At 42.7% G+C, this 18,261-nt stretch carries 16 protein-coding genes; 5 read left to right on the forward strand and 11 right to left on the reverse strand.

Annotation, left to right across the window (positions count from 1 at the left end):
* The first annotated feature begins 107 nt into the window (after positions 1 to 107).
* Positions 108 to 1,019: a putative bifunctional diguanylate cyclase/phosphodiesterase gene (locus tag ACTG19_RS05925; protein ID WP_439988878.1), complete on the forward strand. Its 912-nt coding sequence runs from the start codon at positions 108 to 110 to the stop codon at positions 1,017 to 1,019.
* On the opposite strand, the gene ACTG19_RS05930 is transcribed toward ACTG19_RS05925, so the two are convergent.
* Positions 1,002 to 2,420, reverse strand: a complete 1,419-nt coding sequence (locus ACTG19_RS05930; RefSeq protein WP_004576012.1) for an IS66-like element ISAs21 family transposase — start codon at positions 2,418 to 2,420, stop codon at positions 1,002 to 1,004. The two genes, ACTG19_RS05925 and ACTG19_RS05930, sit on opposite strands and share 18 nt — an antisense overlap.
* A 107-nt stretch (positions 2,421 to 2,527) precedes the next feature.
* Here ACTG19_RS05930 and ACTG19_RS05935 point away from each other — a divergent pair, with 107 nt between their 5' ends.
* On the forward strand, positions 2,528 to 2,770 hold the full coding sequence (locus ACTG19_RS05935; RefSeq protein ID WP_439989594.1) for an EAL domain-containing protein: 243 nt from the start codon (positions 2,528 to 2,530) through the stop codon (positions 2,768 to 2,770).
* A 44-nt stretch (positions 2,771 to 2,814) separates the two neighbouring features.
* Here the strand turns inward: ACTG19_RS05935 and ACTG19_RS05940 are convergent, their stop codons facing one another.
* The 3 genes from ACTG19_RS05940 to ACTG19_RS05950 form a co-directional block, all read right to left on the reverse strand.
* Positions 2,815 to 3,771 (reverse strand): GGDEF domain-containing protein, encoded by a 957-nt coding sequence (locus ACTG19_RS05940; protein WP_042024868.1) that lies wholly within the window; start codon positions 3,769 to 3,771, stop codon positions 2,815 to 2,817.
* A gap of 170 nt (positions 3,772 to 3,941) precedes the next feature.
* The gene (locus ACTG19_RS05945) at positions 3,942 to 4,304 is read right to left on the reverse strand and encodes a putative zinc-binding protein (protein ID WP_080768709.1); all 363 of its coding nucleotides are present in this window, start codon (positions 4,302 to 4,304) and stop codon (positions 3,942 to 3,944) included.
* 63 nt (positions 4,305 to 4,367) lie between these two features.
* Positions 4,368 to 4,949 (reverse strand): flavin reductase family protein, encoded by a 582-nt coding sequence (locus ACTG19_RS05950; protein WP_159143395.1) that lies wholly within the window; start codon positions 4,947 to 4,949, stop codon positions 4,368 to 4,370.
* 102 nt (positions 4,950 to 5,051) lie between these two features.
* Here ACTG19_RS05950 and ACTG19_RS05955 point away from each other — a divergent pair, with 102 nt between their 5' ends.
* Positions 5,052 to 5,474 carry a MarR family winged helix-turn-helix transcriptional regulator gene (locus ACTG19_RS05955; protein WP_080768711.1) on the forward strand — a complete coding sequence of 141 codons (423 nt, stop codon included), beginning with the start codon at positions 5,052 to 5,054 and terminating at the stop codon, positions 5,472 to 5,474.
* Positions 5,475 to 5,532: 58 nt separating this feature from the next.
* Here ACTG19_RS05955 and ACTG19_RS05960 read toward each other — a convergent pair whose 3' ends face one another.
* The 6 genes from ACTG19_RS05960 to ACTG19_RS05985 form a co-directional block, all read right to left on the reverse strand.
* A complete protein-coding gene (locus ACTG19_RS05960) occupies positions 5,533 to 5,949 on the reverse strand; it encodes a hypothetical protein (protein ID WP_155395964.1) in 417 nt (138 codons plus the stop codon).
* Positions 5,950 to 6,035: 86 nt separating this feature from the next.
* A complete protein-coding gene (gene narI / locus ACTG19_RS05965; protein WP_042084594.1) occupies positions 6,036 to 6,713 on the reverse strand; it encodes a respiratory nitrate reductase subunit gamma in 678 nt (225 codons plus the stop codon).
* Entirely contained in the window at positions 6,710 to 7,417 is a 708-nt protein-coding gene (gene narJ, locus ACTG19_RS05970; protein ID WP_042024867.1) for a nitrate reductase molybdenum cofactor assembly chaperone, read from the reverse strand. Before narJ ends, narI begins: the two co-directional genes overlap by 4 nt.
* The gene (narH, locus tag ACTG19_RS05975) at positions 7,414 to 8,952 is read right to left on the reverse strand and encodes a nitrate reductase subunit beta (RefSeq protein WP_042084597.1); all 1,539 of its coding nucleotides are present in this window, start codon (positions 8,950 to 8,952) and stop codon (positions 7,414 to 7,416) included. Before narH ends, narJ begins: the two co-directional genes overlap by 4 nt.
* 2 nt (positions 8,953 to 8,954) lie before the next feature.
* Positions 8,955 to 12,719: a nitrate reductase subunit alpha gene (locus tag ACTG19_RS05980; protein WP_042024866.1), complete on the reverse strand. Its 3,765-nt coding sequence runs from the start codon at positions 12,717 to 12,719 to the stop codon at positions 8,955 to 8,957.
* Positions 12,720 to 12,757: 38 nt separating this feature from the next.
* A complete protein-coding gene (locus ACTG19_RS05985) occupies positions 12,758 to 14,173 on the reverse strand; it encodes a NarK family nitrate/nitrite MFS transporter (RefSeq protein ID WP_042024865.1) in 1,416 nt (471 codons plus the stop codon).
* A gap of 448 nt (positions 14,174 to 14,621) precedes the next feature.
* On the opposite strand from ACTG19_RS05985, the gene ACTG19_RS05990 reads away from it, so the two are divergent.
* Both ACTG19_RS05990 and narL read left to right on the forward strand, forming a co-directional pair.
* Positions 14,622 to 16,244 carry a histidine kinase gene (locus ACTG19_RS05990; RefSeq protein ID WP_159143394.1) on the forward strand — a complete coding sequence of 541 codons (1,623 nt, stop codon included), beginning with the start codon at positions 14,622 to 14,624 and terminating at the stop codon, positions 16,242 to 16,244.
* Between the two features lie 9 nt (positions 16,245 to 16,253).
* A complete protein-coding gene (gene narL, locus ACTG19_RS05995; RefSeq protein WP_017408671.1) occupies positions 16,254 to 16,931 on the forward strand; it encodes a two-component system response regulator NarL in 678 nt (225 codons plus the stop codon).
* Between the two features lie 78 nt (positions 16,932 to 17,009).
* On the opposite strand, the gene ACTG19_RS06000 is transcribed toward narL, so the two are convergent.
* Complete coding sequence (locus tag ACTG19_RS06000; protein WP_080768713.1) at positions 17,010 to 18,227, reverse strand: 4Fe-4S binding protein; 1,218 nt, start codon at positions 18,225 to 18,227, stop codon at positions 17,010 to 17,012.
* Positions 18,228 to 18,261: the final 34 nt, after the last annotated feature.

Raw genomic sequence — 18,261 nt, forward strand, 5'->3', positions numbered from 1 at the left:
GGGAGAGCGTATCAAAGGTTTTTAAATCAATGCGTTAAGGATGATTCCGGTGAATGTGAACAGTGATTCCGGGATGTTGAACACTGTTTCCGGAAAGGAGGAGCAAAGTGTTCAGGTTGAGCCGGAATGGTTCACATTGGTCCGGAAATGGTGTTCACGTTGAATCGGAATTGGTGTTCATGATCGGCCGGAATATGCAAGAGTTACTGGGGCAACTCCGTAAGCCTATTGAACTGGATGGTCAACGCCTTGACGTTGAGGGCAGTCTGGGGATCGCGATATTTCCAGAAGATGGTAATAACAGCAGCTTGCTAATGAGGCGAGCAGGTATGGCAATGCGTCATGCCAAACGCCGCCGTGACGGTTTCGCCTTTGCGTGCAAGATTGCAGATGAATCCCCCCATGAGCAATTAGCCTTGATTGGTGAAATGCGAGATGCCTTGATCAACGAGGAGTTTGTCGCCTTCTTTCAACCCAAGTTGGAGCTTGCGAGTGGCCTCGTCAAGGGAGCAGAAGCATTATTGAGATGGCAACACCCAACCAAAGGGTTGGTGCCACCTGGACGCTTTATTCCGTTTGCCGAGCAAACGGGATTTATCCGTGAGATCACGCCATGGTTATTAGCGCATGTGATATGTCAAGCGGCTTCCTGGCACCGAGAGGGACACGATATCGTCACGTCAGTCAACTTGTCTACGCTCGACTTGACATCCCCAGACCTAGTACCAAAGGTCATAAAGTCACTGCAAGAGAATACCTTACCTGCTCAGCTGCTTTGTCTGGAAGTCACTGAGAGCGCACTCATGGATGATCCTGATATTGCGTTACAGCATTTGAAAGAGCTTGCCAGCCTGGGGGTGAAGCTATCCATTGACGATTATGGTTCAGGGCAAGCCTCTCTCGCTTATGTGAAGAATTTACCTGTGCATGAATTGAAGATTGACCGCATTTTCGTGAGCGGTGTTGACCAGCATTTTAGAAATGCAGCTATTGGTAACCGTTCACCGGGACGGTGTTGACAGCACCAACTCCTCCGGGAACGGGTAGTCGGTTTTCTCGATGCAGGACCTGACAACTGCCCTCAGCCACTCCTGCGGGCAGCGGCCCAATCGCTTGGCCGTCTCCACCAACGATAGGATACGCTGCCTGAACTGCTCGCCTCGATGCGACCAGACGCCATAGCTTCCCTTGCGCCACAGCACATAGCCACGCAGCGCCCGCTCCGCTTCATTGTTGGTCAGCGCTATCTCGTCGTTTTCCATAAAACGCCATAGCATCTCATCGTCCTTGAGCAGTAACTGGCAGCGCCCACGGTAGCGCTTGGAACACAGTACACTGCCCCGCTCCAGCTGCCTTCGCCAGCTTTGCCGACATCGCTGCAACCTTCGCTGGTACTGCTCCCGGCTTAAGCAGCCTTGTTCATAGCCATGCCGGGTTCTGAACACCGTGTCAGCCAGCAGTACCAGCCGGGCTCCGATAGGCTGGTTGACGGCGTCGCTACTCTCGGCAATCGCCGCCACGTTGCGCAGCACATGCGCCCAGCACAGTTGGCGCTGGGCGCTGTCGATGAAGCGGTATCCCGCATACTGGTCGGTCACCAGCACCCCATCAAGCTCACTGCCCAGCAACCGCTTCGCTGCCTCCTGACCGCGGCCAAACGCCGTCATGAAGCAGACCGCGACCTTGCTCAGGGCCAGCCACATCCAGCGTCGCTCACCGCCCCGCTGGTGCCGGGTTTCATCGGCATGGATGATGGCGGCAGACTGCACTTGCTGTTTGATGGCTTGGTGGGTCGGGGTGAGCATGGCGCTGACCCGGCCTTGCGCTTCACTGATGGCGCCTCGGCTAAAGCTCAAACCGAAGTGCTGCTTGAGCTGCTGCTGTATCTTGCTGATGCTCTGGTGGAACTGACCACTCTGCAAAGCGATATAGCTCAGCAGATTAGCCCCCATCTGGCTGTGGCTCACCGTATCGGGCAGGGCTGCTTCACTGGTGGTGACGCACCCACGGCAGGTGCCCCGATACAGCTGATGCTCTGTCACCACATAGCTGACCTCGGGCAGGTCAAACACCTGATGAACCCGGTAGGGCTTGTCATGGGACACCACCTGCTCACCACAGCAGGCGCACTGCCGGGCAGGATAGTGTGGTATTGCCGTCAGTCGGTCGTCCTCAGGATGACGTTCACGCCGCTGCCCCTTGTGGCCAGGCTGGGCACCACGAGCCTTGCCGGAAGCGGGGCGCTTGCGCGCAGGCGGGGTCCCCGAGCCATCAGTGGAGGGGGGCTTGGAGGAGTTATTGCTGTTTTGGTTGAGGCGGTCTTCAAGCTCGGCGATGCGCGCCATCAGCTTGTAAATCAGCTCGTTGGCTTGCTCGAGGGTCAGCGGCAGGCCGGGTGGTGGCGTAATGGGTTTGCTCATGACGTGATGGTGCCAAGCTGGCGGGATCAGGCAAGGGGCAACAGTGGATCAAGGGATGATCGTCTCACTTTTTCCTGTCAATGCCATCTGGGTGAACAGTTACAGCTATTGTCCGCTCCACCATTTTGTTGTGTCAGGAACTGGGATTGTCAGTTGTCGCGGAGGGGGCCGAAACCCAGGAAGAACTTGCATGGTTGAGGGCCAATCATTGCGATACCGTGCAGGGCTATGTTGTCGCCAAGCCAATGCCCGCAGAGGAATTTGCTGGTTGGGTTACTGTCCATCATACTCAAAATAGGGAGGATGGTATTTTTCCTCACACAGTCGAACTGTATACAGAACAAAAATAAAGAAGTATTTACACCTTGTACTTATCACCTGAAAATTAAGCGGTTTATTTTTTTAGCTTGCATGAATACATTTCTTCATCGGCCAAGCACAGTAGACTGTCTAAATTAGGAGGGGTGAGAGCATCGTATACAACGATACCTAGTGAGCAAGAGAGTTGATAAGGCTTGCCGCTGGTGTGGTTAAAATTCTCTAGTGCATTATAAAATCTCTCTTTTATCCGTGAGCTATGTTCATGACCCGTGCCAGGTAAAAGAACAACAAACTCATCGCCACCTAAACGAGCCGAAATATCGGCATCTCTAAATACGCGACACAGTAATTCAGCCATCTGGCATAAAGCATCATCACCGACATTATGCCCATATGTATCATTGATCACTTTGAAGTGATTAAGATCTAAAAATAACAGCGTGACTGGATTTTTTACGCGAAATGCATATTTCAAACTTTTGTCGGCAAGGAGCATGAATCCACGGCGGTTGGTAATCCCCGTCAATTCATCGATTGTGGCCATCTGGACGGCTCTTAGCTCACTTTCGACCATTGATGCCAAATCTGCTAGCATGGCTTGGTCTTTATCACTCAATGACCTGGGCTTTCTGTCTATAATACAGAGGGTGCCCAGTTTCAGGCCATCTCCCACTTCCAATGGATGGCCCGCATAAAATCGGATGTGAGGCTCCCCAGTGACTAAGGGGTTGTCAAAGAATCTGGGGTCTTGAGTTGCATCTTCGACTACGAATAGCTCCTCGCCGAGGATCGCGTGACCACAAAATGAAATCTCTCGTGGTGTTTCCAGGACAGGCAATCCACAGCACGATTTGAACCACTGTCTGTTTTCATCAACTAACGAAACCAGCGCAATGGGTACATCAAACATATTACGAGCCATCCTGGTTATGCGGTCAAAACGCTCTTCTGCTGGGCTATCAAGTACAGCAAGACGGCGTAGCGCATCTAACCGCTGCTTCTCGTTATCTGGCACTACAGGGCTTTGCATCAACATCTCCTTACCGCGTTTGACGACATGATGATGTTAGTTTATATAGTAGAACGCTATGGTGGAAACCTTAATTTGTATGGGAGAGATTGATTGAATAAAAATTTATTCAAAATGAATGAAAACACACCAAAATAAGCGGCAACACTTTGTAATATCAGGTCACCATCTTATATTAATGAATTTGAAATATCCAGAGTAAGCCTATCAGCTTCATCATAATCAAAATCTGTTTTCTGAATTTTTTTTACACCGTACTCATTAAGTAAAATATGATGTTCAGGGATGATATTGTGAATTGATAAGCAACTTTTTACACACTGTAGAGGGCATCCATCGATAGCAATGATAGATCTACCCGACTTAGCTATTCGGACTAGATGCTTTACATTTCCACCAACACCAGCAATGCAGGACATTTCTGCGTCGCCTCGTTTATCTAGCTGAATAGCCATATAGTTTGCCATCTGCGCTGCACTTGAACAACCAGAGCATGAATAAACCAATGGTAAAGAACGTAAACATTCACTCATAAATCATCCTTTAAATATCATAGTCCTATAAAGATGCCCTTAATAAATAGGGCATCAGCGAAATCAATTATCAAATTTAAAGTTTCTACCAATAGTGTTGGTAATTCCGTGGTAACTCCTGAAACTATAAATTAGAGGGCTCCACAAATCCGCGTCAATAACGTCATATTTTTTAAGTAAAGATGCATCTGCATGCACATGAGTGGCTCGCAATTCAACGATAGCAAAATTATTGCGTTTTGTTATATGTTCAACTAAACACTCGACCTGAATTAAACATTCCTGGATACGAGATGGTTTAACAGTACAAGACGCCAACTCTGTAAATCTACCAAGACTAAATTTATCACCACAATAATTGAAACCTATCTTTTCAGATGGAACAGGATCCTTTCCGGTAAATTTGGCAATAGATTCAATTCTATCCGCAAGGTTGTCTGATGCAATATTCAATACGACTTCTGGACATGTCTCAATATTTTCGATAGCCTTTGAATTTAGACTAAGGCCGATGACAATATTGTTCGAAAGAGACCAACTTGATGATATTGGCGTAATGTTAGTTGTATCAGTATTATCGATGGTACTAAGTAGAATTACAGTATTTCCCCAATAAAGTGATTTTGGGTGAATTTGCTTATGCATTGCCATCTCCTTTGTAACAAAAACACTACAAAATAATATATCACAATGTGATATAATTGAACCTATTGTATTTCACCTGAGAAGTCAACAACCGAGTAAGCTATGCTAACAAAAGCTCAATTTGAGGCACTTTCTGAGTTTCGCTATCAGTTAAAGCGTTTCCTTCACTTCAGTGAAACCGCAGCCAAGGAGCTCGGACTCACTCCATTACAGTATTTATCCCTCCTACATATACAAGGATACCCAGGGCGTGACTGGGCAAGCGTGGGTGAGCTAGCTGAGAGACTGCAAATGAGTCATCACGCTACAGTGGCTTTACTAACGCGATGTGAGGAACTAGATCTCGTGGAACGACGTAAAAGTGAAAATGACAAGCGCAGAGTTGATGTACATTTGACAAATAAAGGAAGAGACTATTTACAACAATTGGCACAACAACATAAGGCAGAATTACAATCGCTACAAAATACATTCCAAGTAGCACGAATTACAGCACTGAACGAATATCATGTTCCTGATAAGTGAAAGACAACCATGAAAAGTATGAGCAAGCTAATTGCTCATACTTAATCATACAAAGACTCTAACTATACTCGACATTAAACTGCTTACAATAAAATATAACTTGTGAACAAATCTTATCGTGGTCTTCAAAAAGAATTAAGTCAATAGTTTCATTATCAGGAAGTATATTTAGTACTCTAGAGCCAGGCTTGCTTTCAACCAACTTAATTAAAGTTATTTGGTGCCATGAGAAAAATAGATGTTTTTTATGGCAATGAAACTCAATGCCGCTGAAGTTCAATTCCAGTTTTACTTTCCTTGCTATACAAATGTATCTTATATCTATAAATGCAGTAATAATGAATATTAGCAATGAAAATAAAATAGTATTGCGATATAACTCTTCAGTTATTGGCAAACCGGTCACTTCGGATACCAACAACAGCAGAGTTGGCCAGAAAATTGCAACAAAGAAAGGTTCGACTAACTTAGTCACAAACTGCTTATTTGATACGTGATATACCATACTACACCTGATAAATAGTAGTCGCAGTTTACACTGCGACTACTACCCTAATCATGTTACCGACGAGACCTTACGATCTGGATGCGTCTAGTTAAATATTCGAGCGGTACACTCCAAACGTGTACCAATCGACAGAATGGAAAGACAACAAACAAAGTCATACCTAAAATCATATGAATTTTGTAGATAAACGATACCCCTTCTAAATTTTTAGATGCCCCTGTTTGGAACGTTACAACATCTTGTGCCCAACTTACGAGCTTCATCATGACACTTCCATCAAGATGGAAAGCAGAAAATGGAATTGTCAGAAGACCAAGCGCTGCCTGGGAAACTAATAGCACTAAAATCAAAATATCCGCAGTCGATGATGTTGCTCTGATCCTTACGTTTGTCAGACGCCGCTTTAAGAGCAGATAACCACCGTACAACGTCATTGCACCAAAGATACCGCCAGCACACATCGCTATGAGTTGTTTTGATTGCAATGATAAGAATGACTCATATACCCAGTGAGGTGTCAGCAAGCCAAAAAAGTGGCCGAAGATGATACCAAGAATGCCAATGTGGAACAGTCCAGATGCCAGCCTCATATTCGAGTTATCAAGTAACTGGCTTGATCCTGCTCGCCAAGTGTACTGCCCATAATCGTAACGAACCCAACTACCAAGTAGAAAAATGGTAACTGCAATATATGGGTATATATCAAAGAAGAAGCTATGAATATAGTTCATTTGTTTGCCTCACCAATTTCAAGGTACTGTGGTACGACTGCATTCTTAAATCGGTTGCTATGAATCGATTGAATTGAACTGGGACATGATTCTCCTCCTAAAAACTTCACCTGCTCTTCCTCCCAAACAGCATCTAACGCAGCGGGTGTTGCATCATCAGCCTCTTTCATAACTTGTGTGCTTATAAGAGCGCTATCGTACTCTGTCATGGATAGATCAATTAGAACCCCAAATAGAACATGATATTTGCTTTCTCTTTTGAGTAGCCTCTCTTTAAGCAACCCCAAGATCGGAGTGATAAAACACAACCCCTCTATAATTTCAGCGTTATTTCTTGTTGAAAGGTATTCCAAGTAAACAGGAAGAAAATCCGGTAATTCTCTTTTGTTAAGAGAAAATCCTGCATCTTCATATTGCTTAAGCAGGTCTACCATTGCTTGTCCGCGATCACGCGACTCACCATGAACATGCTCAAAAAGAAGCAGAGAGGTGGAACGGCCACGGTCGAAGATATCACAATATATTTCTTGGAATGAAAGTAGAGAACGATCAAACGCATATGTTACAAAATCACATATTGATGATTTTTGTGCCGATGTCAGCTCATTACATTCAGCTATGCAATCAAAGATTTCATCCTTGTTTTCCCACAGATCAATATCTGGGTAGTCCAAGAGGATTGATATGATCTTTAAAGATTTCATTTTTTATCCTCACTTGGATTTGTAGATACATTAATGGCATTAATTCTCTGGCTATTAAACAGGTTGTACTTAGTGTCGCTACCTTTACAACCATCACCAAAGCTAAAGCCACACCCTTTAGCTTCAGGAAATGCTTCTCGTGCTAGCTCGCGATGACTGGAAGGAACTACAAAGCGGTCTTCATAGTTAGCTATAGCCAAATAACGATACATTTCCTGCGCTTGGTGTTCAGTTAAACCAACCTGCTCTAATGCGCTGGTATCCACCTTTTTATCTACAGTTTCAGCTCGCTTATAATGACGCATTGCCAACATACGATTCAGTGCACTCTTAACAGGTGCTATATCGCCAGCGGTCAACAGATTCGCCAAATACTGTAAAGGAATTCGCAAGCTAGAAATATCTGGTAGAACACCATCATCACCTAAATAGCCTGCATCTTTGGCTGATTGGATAGGGGAAAGAGGTGGTACATACCATACCATCGGTAACGTGCGATACTCTGGGTGTAATGGGAGTGCAAGCTTCCATTCCATCGCCATCTTGTACACAGGTGACTTCTGAGCAGCATCTAGAACATTTTGAGTGATGCCTTGCTTTAAGGCTTCTTCAATGATAGCAGGATCATGTGGATTTAAGAAAATCTCCAACTGCTTGTTGTATAAATCCTTGTCATTTTCAGTTGATGCTGCTTGCTCAATACGATCTGCATCATAAAGGATTACTCCCAGATATCTAATTCGTCCTACACATGTTTCAGAGCAGACGGTTGGTTGACCAGACTCAATTCTGGGGTAGCAGAAGATACATTTTTCAGATTTACCACTTTTCCAGTTAAAGTAAATCTTCTTGTAGGGGCAACCAGTAAGACACATACGCCAACCACGACATTTGTCTTGGTCAATAAGGACAATGCCATCTTCTTCACGTTTATATATTGCCCCACTAGGGCAAGTAGCCACACATGCAGGATTCAAGCAATGCTCACAAAGCCGAGGGAGATACATCATGAACGTATTTTCAAACTGTCCATACATCTCCTTTTGGATGTGGTTGAAATTGTAGTCTTGTGAACGCTTAGTGAATTCCCCGCCCAAGATTTCTTCCCAGTTTGGGCCATTGTTGATCTTGTCCATACGTTGACCAGTGATCAGTGAACGTGGACGTGCTATTGGCTGATGCGCACCTTGTTTAGCATTATGTAAATGCTCATAGTCAAAGGTGAAAGGCTCATAATAGTCATCAATAGTCGGCATGTCAGGGTTGTTAAAAATCTTGGCTAAAACGCCAATCCGGTTACCCATTCTTGGAACGATTTTTCCATTGATATTTCGAACCCAGCCACCCTTCCATTTATCCTGGTTTTCCCAATCGTTTGGATAGCCCACGCCTGGCTTGCTTTCTACGTTATTAAACCAGGCGTATTCCATTCCCTCGCGACTTGTCCATACGTTCTTACAAGTAACAGAGCAAGTATGACATCCGATGCATTTATCGAGGTTTAGCACCATTCCAATTTGCGCACGAATTTTCATTTTTACTTCTCCCCTGCCTTGTTACTGTACATATTGTCAGCCTGTGTATAGTCATTATTTTCGTCATCAAGCCATTTAACCTGATTCATGCGGCGGACGACAACAAACTCATCACGGTTAGAGCCCACTGTGCCATAATAGTTGAACCCATAAGCCTGATGTGCATATCCGCCAATCATATGAGTTGGTTTAGGGCAGACACGAGTAACGGAGTTATGAATCCCACCACGTTGTCCTGTTATTTCGGAGCCTGGAATATTCACCAGGCGCTCTTGAGCGTGATACATCATTACCATTCCAGCAGGGACGCGCTGACTCACCACTGCACGAGCAGTTAATGAACCATTGATATTAAATGCCTCTATCCAGTCGTTATCCTCAATTTTTAGATCTTTAGCATCATCTTCACTTATCCAAACAATTGGCCCACCCCGAGACAGTGTAAGCATCAACAAGTTTTCGCTGTATGTTGAGTGGATACCCCATTTCTGGTGCGGAGTGATCCAGTTCAGAGCTTTCTCTTTGTTACCGTTACCCTTCTTACCCATAATATTTTTAATAGTCTGGGTATTGATTGGTGGTCGATATGAAATGAGACTTTCGCCAAAATCACGCATCCATTGGTGATCCTGATACAGCTGTTGACGACCAGTAATGGTTCGCCATGGAATTAGCTCATGAACGTTTGTATAACCTGCGTTATACGAGACATGCTCGTCTTCCAAACCAGACCATGTTGGGCTAGATATGATTTTTCTCGGCTGAGCCTGAATGTCACGGAAACGAATTTTTTCCTCTTCCTTGTTGATAGCAAGATGTGCATGTTCTCGGCCAGTCAGCTTACTTAATGCATTCCAAGCCTTAACAGCCACATGACCATTAGTCTCTGGGGCTAAAGTAAGAATTACTTCAGCCGCATCAATTGCAGTGTCAATCTTTGGCCGCCCAGCATTCGCGCCATCATGGTGTGTGTAGTTAAGTTTTTTAAGAAGGTCTACTTCGGTTTCTGTGTTCCAATTAATACCCTTGCCACCATTTCCTTGCTTATCAAGGAGTGGACCTAACGATGTAAATCTTGCGTAGGTGTTAGGATAATCGCGCTCAACGGTCATTATATGTGGTGCAGTTTTTCCTGGAATGAGATCACATTCACCCAATTTCCAGTCTTTTACTTCAAACGCTTGGGCTATTTCTGCTGGAGAGTCATGCTGCATTGGCAATGTAACCACATCGGTTTCAACGCCAAGATGTCCTTTACAGAGCTCAGAAAACGCTTTTGCAATTGCCTTATAAATTTCCCAGTCGGATTTTGCTTCCCAGGCTGGATCTACAGCTGCTGACAATGGATGGATGAATGGATGCATATCCGAGGTATTCATATCATCTTTTTCATACCAGGTTGCAGTAGGCAACACGATGTCTGAAAACAGACAGGTACTCGACATCCGAAAATCTAGAGTCACAACGAGATCAAGCTTGCCTTGGGTTGGGGTATCTTTCCAATCAACTTCAGATGGTTTGCTATCACTGAATGAGCCGAGATCTTTTCCTTGAATGCCATGTTCTGTGCCCAACAGGTACTTGAGCATGTATTCATGACCTTTACCTGAAGACCCAAGAAGATTTGATCTCCAAATAAACATATTGCGTGGATAATGATCTTCGGGACACTCAGCAGCAAAACGAATACTGCCGTCCTTCAGCGAGTTAACCGTGAACTCTACAGGGCTTACCCCAAGCGCTTTTGCCTGTTCAGCAATACTCAGTGGATTAGTATTCAGCTGAGGGCTTGAAGGAAGCCAACCCAGCCGCTCTGCTTTCACGTTCATATCAATGAGATGCTTACTATATTTACTTGCATCAGCTAAAGGTGAAAGCAATTCTTGGGCATCTAACTTCTCATATCGCCATTGACTAGAGTGGTTATAGAAGAAAGACGTCCCATTCATGTGGCGTGGAGGCTTTTGCCAATCTAGGCCAAATGCCAACGGTTGCCAGCCCGTCTGGGGACGAAGCTTCTCTTGCCCTACGTAGTGAGCCCATCCACCACCGCTCTGTCCTACGCAACCACAGAATACCAGCATGTTAATCAAACCACGGTAATTCATATCCATGTGATACCAGTGGTTCATGCCTGCACCAACGATGATCATTGAGCGCCCATGTGTTTTGGCTGCATTGTCAGCAAACTCACGAGCGATGCGGATAATCTCATCTTGTGGTACACCCGTTATTTTTTCTGCCCAAGCGGGTGAATATGCCTTCACTTCCTTATAGGTATGTGCGCTGCTAGGGTCATCAAACCCTCTTTCTACACCATAGTTAGCCACGGTGAGATCGTAGACGGTGGTCACAAATTCTTGGCTTCCATCTGCCAACACGATGGATTTAGCTGGAATTTTTCTTCTGATAACTTCTTCTAATTCAACAGGTGTGAAATGCTCACTTTCCAATCCACCAAAATATGGGAAAGCCACCTCAACTAAATGTTGAGGTTCCTTTATTCCAACAGACAAAGTGACTGGTGTCTTGGACTGCCCAGCGGTCTCTTCAAGATTCCACTTTCCATCCTCTCCCCATCTATAGCCAATCGACCCTTGTGGCGCGACCAGATCACCAGAAACCTCATCAATCGCTATGGTCTTCCATTCAGGGTTGTTCTGTTCACCTATGTTATTGACCAAATCTGATGCTCTCAGGAAGCGTCCTGCTTCATAGCTACCATCTGGTCGTTTGGTCAATCTGACCAACATCGGAAAATCGGTATATTTCCTTGCGTAACTAACAAAATATTCATTTTTATGTTGAACGTGGAACTCGTTCAAAATGACATGGCCCATAGCCAATGCTAACGCGCTGTCTGTACCTTGTTTGGGGTTAAGCCAGTGATCACAAAGCTTAGCTACTTCAGCATAATCTGGAGTTATGGCGACAGTTTTGGTGCCTTTGTATCTAACTTCAGTAAAGAAGTGAGCATCAGGAGTACGAGTCTGAGGAATATTTGAGCCCCAGGCTATGATGTATGAGGAGTTGTACCAATCTGCTGACTCTGGTACGTCTGTTTGCTCTCCCCAAGTCATCGGTGATGCGGGAGGAAGATCACAATACCAGTCATAGAAGCTAAGGCAAGAGCCACCGATGAGCGATAAATATCTTGCACCTGCGGCATAGGAAACCATAGACATCGCTGGAATTGGTGAGAAGCCAACAACGCGATCTGGGCCGTGCTCTTTTACGGTGTAAACGTTTGCCGCTCCAATGATCTCATTAACTTCATTCCAGGTGCTACGAACAAAACCGCCTCTACCTCGGGCAGCCTTATACTTTTTGGATACATTCTGATCGGAAGCAATCGCACCCCATGCTAGAACAGGGTCTTTGTGCTTACTTTTTGCGTCTCGCCAAAGCTCAATCAACGCTTTCCTGACCATTGGGTACTTCAGTCGATTGGCGCTGTACAGATACCACGAGTAGCTTGCCCCTCTTGGGCAGCCGCGAGGCTCATGGTTTGGGAGATCTGGCCTTGTCCTAGGGTAATCAGTTTGCTGCGTTTCCCATGTAACCAAGCCGTTTTTTACATAGATTTTCCAACTACATGAACCAGTACAGTTCACGCCATGTGTTGAGCGTACAATTTTGTCATGTTGCCAGCGGTCTCTGTAACCATCTTCCCAATCTCTGTTCGTATTGTACGTTTGGCCGTGTTCACCAGAAAACTTTTCACCTAATGTCTTTAAATAGTTAAACCTGTCAAGAAACTTGCTCATTTTACTGCTCCATATGCATATGCATTAATAGTAACATTCTATTTATTGAGTTCTTTTCCATATACAAACCATGTTATTAGCCCACAAATAACATAGAAGACTAAAAAAGCTTTCATCGCATTAATTGGTGTTCCGCTGAGAGCTATTGATAAGCCGAATGCGTTTGGAATAAAGAAACCACCAATTGCACCTATTGCTGAGATGAACCCTAATGCTGTTGCTGTATCATTTGCTGATTTTTTTAAGGCTTGAGCTTCTGAATCATATCGCTGTAGATTCCTTTTTATCATCATCCCCCTAAACAAAACGGCGATCATTTGAAATGTAGAACCACTCCCAACTCCTGCGCATGAGAACAAAGCCATAAAGACAGCTAGAAAATAGGTGAAGTTGCCATGCCCTGCATCTGATGGAAGAGTTGAAAACAAAACCGCAACTAACGTAGCCATTAAGCAAAAGCTAACAAAGGTGACTTTAACACCGCCCAGCTTATCTGATAAAACGCCACCAACTGGCCTCATCAATGCGCCGAATAATGGCCCTATGAAAGCATATTTCATTATTTCAATATCAGGGAATTGAGTTTTAGCGAGCATTGCAAACCCCGCAGAGAATCCAATGAATGAACCAAAGGCAGCCAAATATAAAACACTCATAATCCAAAGATGTTTTTGTTTTAACACTACCCATTGCTCTTTAAACGAGGCTTTGGGTGCTGCAATATCATTCATAAAATGCCACGCTGCAATACTCAATATCAATATTACTGGCATCCATATTAAGGGTGCATTGCTGAGCCATATTGATGCATCAGGATTTCCTTGACCTAAACCGAAAGGGCCAAAGATATTTACAGAAATTACGATAGGTACAAGCATCTGCATGACACTGACACCCAAGTTACCTAGCCCCCCATTTAAACCAAGAGCCTTTCCTTGTTGAGTTTTTGGATAAAACAAGCTGATGTTAGCCATACTAGATGCAAAGTTGGCACCACCAAACCCACATAACAAAGAGATTATTAGAAATGTTGAATACGGCGTTGTGGTGTCTTGCAATGCAATGGTCAACCATGACATAGGTATCATAAGCAACAAGGTACTGAATGCTGTCCATCTCCGGCCACCAAAAACTGGGATCACAAATGAGTAAGGAATCCGTCCTAAAGCTCCAGTAAGTGACGGGAGTGCAGTCAGCAGAAACAGCTGGTCTGTTGTAAAGGTGAAACCAGCTAAAGGCAAGTTCATTGCTACTACGCTGAATATCATCCACACAGAGAATGAGATCAGTAGACAAGGGATAGATATCAGTAGGTTTCTTCTGGCAATATGAGAACCATTCTCAATCCAAAAGCACTTGTCATCAGGATTCCAGTCAACGAGCGTTTTGCTGTTATTTCTTTTATTTGTGTGACTGTCTTCACATCCATCTTTGTATTTTTGATATATGGACATTTTGCTCACCGGTTAGTGTTGGGGTACACAATTTCCAATAAACAATTTAAATGGATATTTTTTATTGACTTAGATCAACTGAACATATGTATTACAAATGATGAATATTTCGATAACTACCTACTACAGGGGGGGGGCGGGTTGAAATTAACCACAACAAAATCATGCACTTAGCTTCAACAAGACTTTCTTTATCATGAGCTGGCTAATGTCTGGAATATTGTAGGTATTTACTTTGAGGTATTTTTATTAGGGTATCTAAAAGGTATAAACATCAGTAGTGACAATCTTAGGAAGTGTCAAATTCGTGAACATACTATTGAAGTATTGGAAGAAACTGTCTATTACAATTTCTATAACGTCAATTATATGTACACTATGCCTCATATCTATATTTAATATGAGTGCATCGATTTATTTGTCATCAAGCATCCAAGGGAATGCATATGTGATAAATAGTATTGGTTCAATTAGAATGAAAGTCTATGCACTCCTCTCAGGAACACTGTCTGTTGATGAAAAAGTGCAAGCGGTTAATAGCGTTGAATCAATTCTGCATGATCCTTTTTTTATTAACACGGCTGAAAAGCACAACCTTAATAAAGAATACATACAACTCAACAGTTTGTGGGATCCAAAATTAAAAAACATTCTTTCCCACTTAAAATCTGGTGATGTAGCAACACCATTAAGCATTAACCGCTCTAAAGAGTTTATTAGTTTGCTACAGAAGATAATCAAAAGCATTGAGAACAAAACAGAATCTAAGATCGTAGTGATTAATGGCCTTCAAAAAGCATCTTCTTTAATTGTTATATTGTTTTCCTTCATCGCAATTTATAGCTTAAATAAGCGTTTCTTTAGACCGTGGTCAAAATTATTGTTAATGGCTAAAAACATTCAGCATGGTGATTTTAGTTCAAAATTTGATTCTGAATCACATGATTACCGCGATGAGATGTGGCAGCTTGGCAATGCATTAAACAATATGTCAGAGGTTGTTAAGCATACCTACAGCGATCTGGAACAGATGGTAGCTGAAAAAACGCATAAACTTAACTTGCAGAATTTGCATTTAGAATTCCTTTATCGCAGTTGTAGATTATTTCAAAATCAAGAATTCAACTGCAAAGTTTTAGCTCCTTTCATGAAAGAATTAATCGGATACACTGGGGCTGGAAAAATAAAAGTATATATTCATGATCCACATAAAAATTCGGTCAAACATTTATACACCTTTGGTGAGAACGTGAGGCCATTACATTGTGCCTCTATGCGTTGCTCATTATGTATTAATAATGCAGATGTCACATCCCCTATTGAGAGTGAATATAATAATAGGTTATGGAACATTGGAGATGCGCATAATGATTATGGTTACATAGAATTTTTCTTTTCAAATGAAGTCACTATATTACATGATACAGAACAATTAATATTTGCATTTTGCAACTTGCTGTCTCAATCCTTATCTCTTTACTACAAAGAGCAACAACAACAACAACTATTATTATTTAAAGAAAGAAACACAATTGCTCAAACACTTCATGATTCGATAGCACAGTCTTTATCATACTTAAAGATAAAGATTAGCCTTCTTCAAAGGGATCCAATCATCATTAGTTCTTCTCAGGTTGATAATGTTTCAGAGATGAGGTGTGAGTTAAATGAAGCTTACTCAAACATCAGAAAACTAATTTCTACTTTTAGAATTCCATATAAGAAAATCGAAACGTTAATTTTATTAAAAGATGCGATAGCAATATTTAATGACACATATGGTTTTAACATTAGGTTGGAATATAAAGATTTTTATGAAGACTATTCGCATGAGCAGGAAATACTCATACTGAACTTCTTCAATAAATTATTCGAATGTTTAAGGATAAGTATGCCTCCATCACGGATTGAGCTGCATATAAAATCCCTAGCTGAATATGTCATTATCATCCTGAAGGGTGAAGCTGAGTTCGAGGATTCAATATCGAGCTTAGTTGTTTTTCTAAAATCAGAAAATATTTCATTCATTAATGAACGGACGCAAGTGAAAATTGATCTTCACGTAGTTTGAGGAACACACATGGAAAAAGCTTTAACAACCAACGCAGATGTTTTTTCAATTTTACTAATTGATGATCATCCTGTCCTACGGAGCGGGATTAAGCAACTTTTACGTACAAATCCCTTTTTAACTATTGTAGCTGAAGCCAGTACAGGACAAGATGGTGTTCAGCTAGCATTAGATTATGAACCTGACTTAATTTTGTTAGATCTTAATATGCCTGAGTTTAGTGGTATAGACACATTAAAGTCATTACGAGCGCATAATGTATCTAGCAGAATCGTAATCTTCACAGTATCAGATTATGAAGATGATGTTTCGGATGCTATACTTGCTGGAGCAGATGGTTATCTACTCAAAGACATGGAACCTGAAGACCTGATTAGCTCGATTGAACAGGCGTGCATGGGAAAGCTTGTGATAAGCCCAAAACTAACTGCAATCCTTATTGAAAGTATGCAGTCAAGAAGAAAAAACCGCCTTAAAGACAAAAATCTCCAAGTGTTAAGCCATCGCGAAATAGATGTTTTGAAATTTATTGCTCAAGGCTTGCCTAATAAGGTTATATCAAGACGTTTATTTATTTCTGAAGGAACAGTTAAAGTTCATGTAAAAAACATTCTTAAAAAATTAAATCTTCATTCAAGAATTGAAGTTGCAGTGTGGGTTCATAATGAGAAGATTATTTTCGACTAGTAGTGATAACTATTGCGTTATTTAATCATTTGCAGAAATAAAGCGTCACCGAAAAGTGGCGCTTTAATAGCTATCACTCTAATGTGAAAGGCCAGGAAGGATTTCCAATAGATAACGGCGCTGTTCTAATGGTGTGTTGCTTGTCCAAAAATCGAAAATCACATGAGCTAGCAATGGCATTAAGAGAAGTAAAACACACAACATTGCAAGCAGTTTCTTTGCTGAAACCTTTTTATTCGCAGTACCAAAATGAATCGCATTAGCTTGTTTTGGGCATGCAGAGATACAAGTTAAACAGTTTGTACACTCAATATTTCTGACAGATATAAGTTCATTAACCTGTATCCTTGATGGACATGCTCTACTGCATTTATCACAATCGTATCCCTTGCTTCGTAAACAGCTGCTGGAAGACCTGCGAATACGTAATGGTGTCAGAAGTCCTAACAAGGCAAGCCATCCACCATAAGGGCATAGGTATCTACAGAAGCCTTGCTTGAAAAACATCGTGATACATAATACCCAGGCAACAAAAATGCCTGATATGAAGTTCAAGTTGAAAAAGAAGGCTCCCATTTTCATGTCAGCAGCTTGGTGATACTGGCTCATCAAGTACCCTGGCAGTGCAACATTTGGAACAGCAAGAATAACTATGAACATCAGAAATGATAGAACTAGACATTTCTGAGACCTGAGCAGTAGGTCTAACCATTTTGGCGGAGTCCACTCACCAGGTAGCAGCAAATTTCGAAAATGATGCAGCCATTCACCGACAACCCCAAGAGGGCAAAACCATGAGCAGAAGGCACGACCTAAAATGAGTCCAGATAAGGAAATAACCAAGACTGTGATTGTTGCAGCTGGATGGTGGTAATCAGTAATGCCCAAACTCAACAACGCCCGCAAGCCAAGACCGCCCGCTATAGGTAGAAAGCCATCTACGATATCAGGTCTAGACAGCCAAGGTAGGTCACCCTGGTGGAGTTGAAAAATATAAACGCCATACTGTATTGTTACAAATCCCCACGATATAACTAAGAAATATCTAACTAAACTACGAAGTTGTTGATCACTTGAATCATAAAATGCGGATATTAATTTATATCTATAAAGCATACCAATAGCGACAGCAAACACGATTAAACTACTTAGTGGTGGCTTGGCTGCTACCGTCAACCATACAGCAGCGGTTAGCATCATGAACAGCTGCCAAGACCAGCCTGAACGCTCATGCCACTGGAACAACAACAGATACACCAAGCCACTCAGCATGGTTATGGTTTCAATCCCACTCATCTAGCCAACTCCCATCGCAAAAACAGCCAATCAT

The organism is Aeromonas sp. 3P, assembly GCF_051919745.1.
Lineage (GTDB): Bacteria > Pseudomonadota > Gammaproteobacteria > Enterobacterales > Aeromonadaceae > Aeromonas > Aeromonas veronii.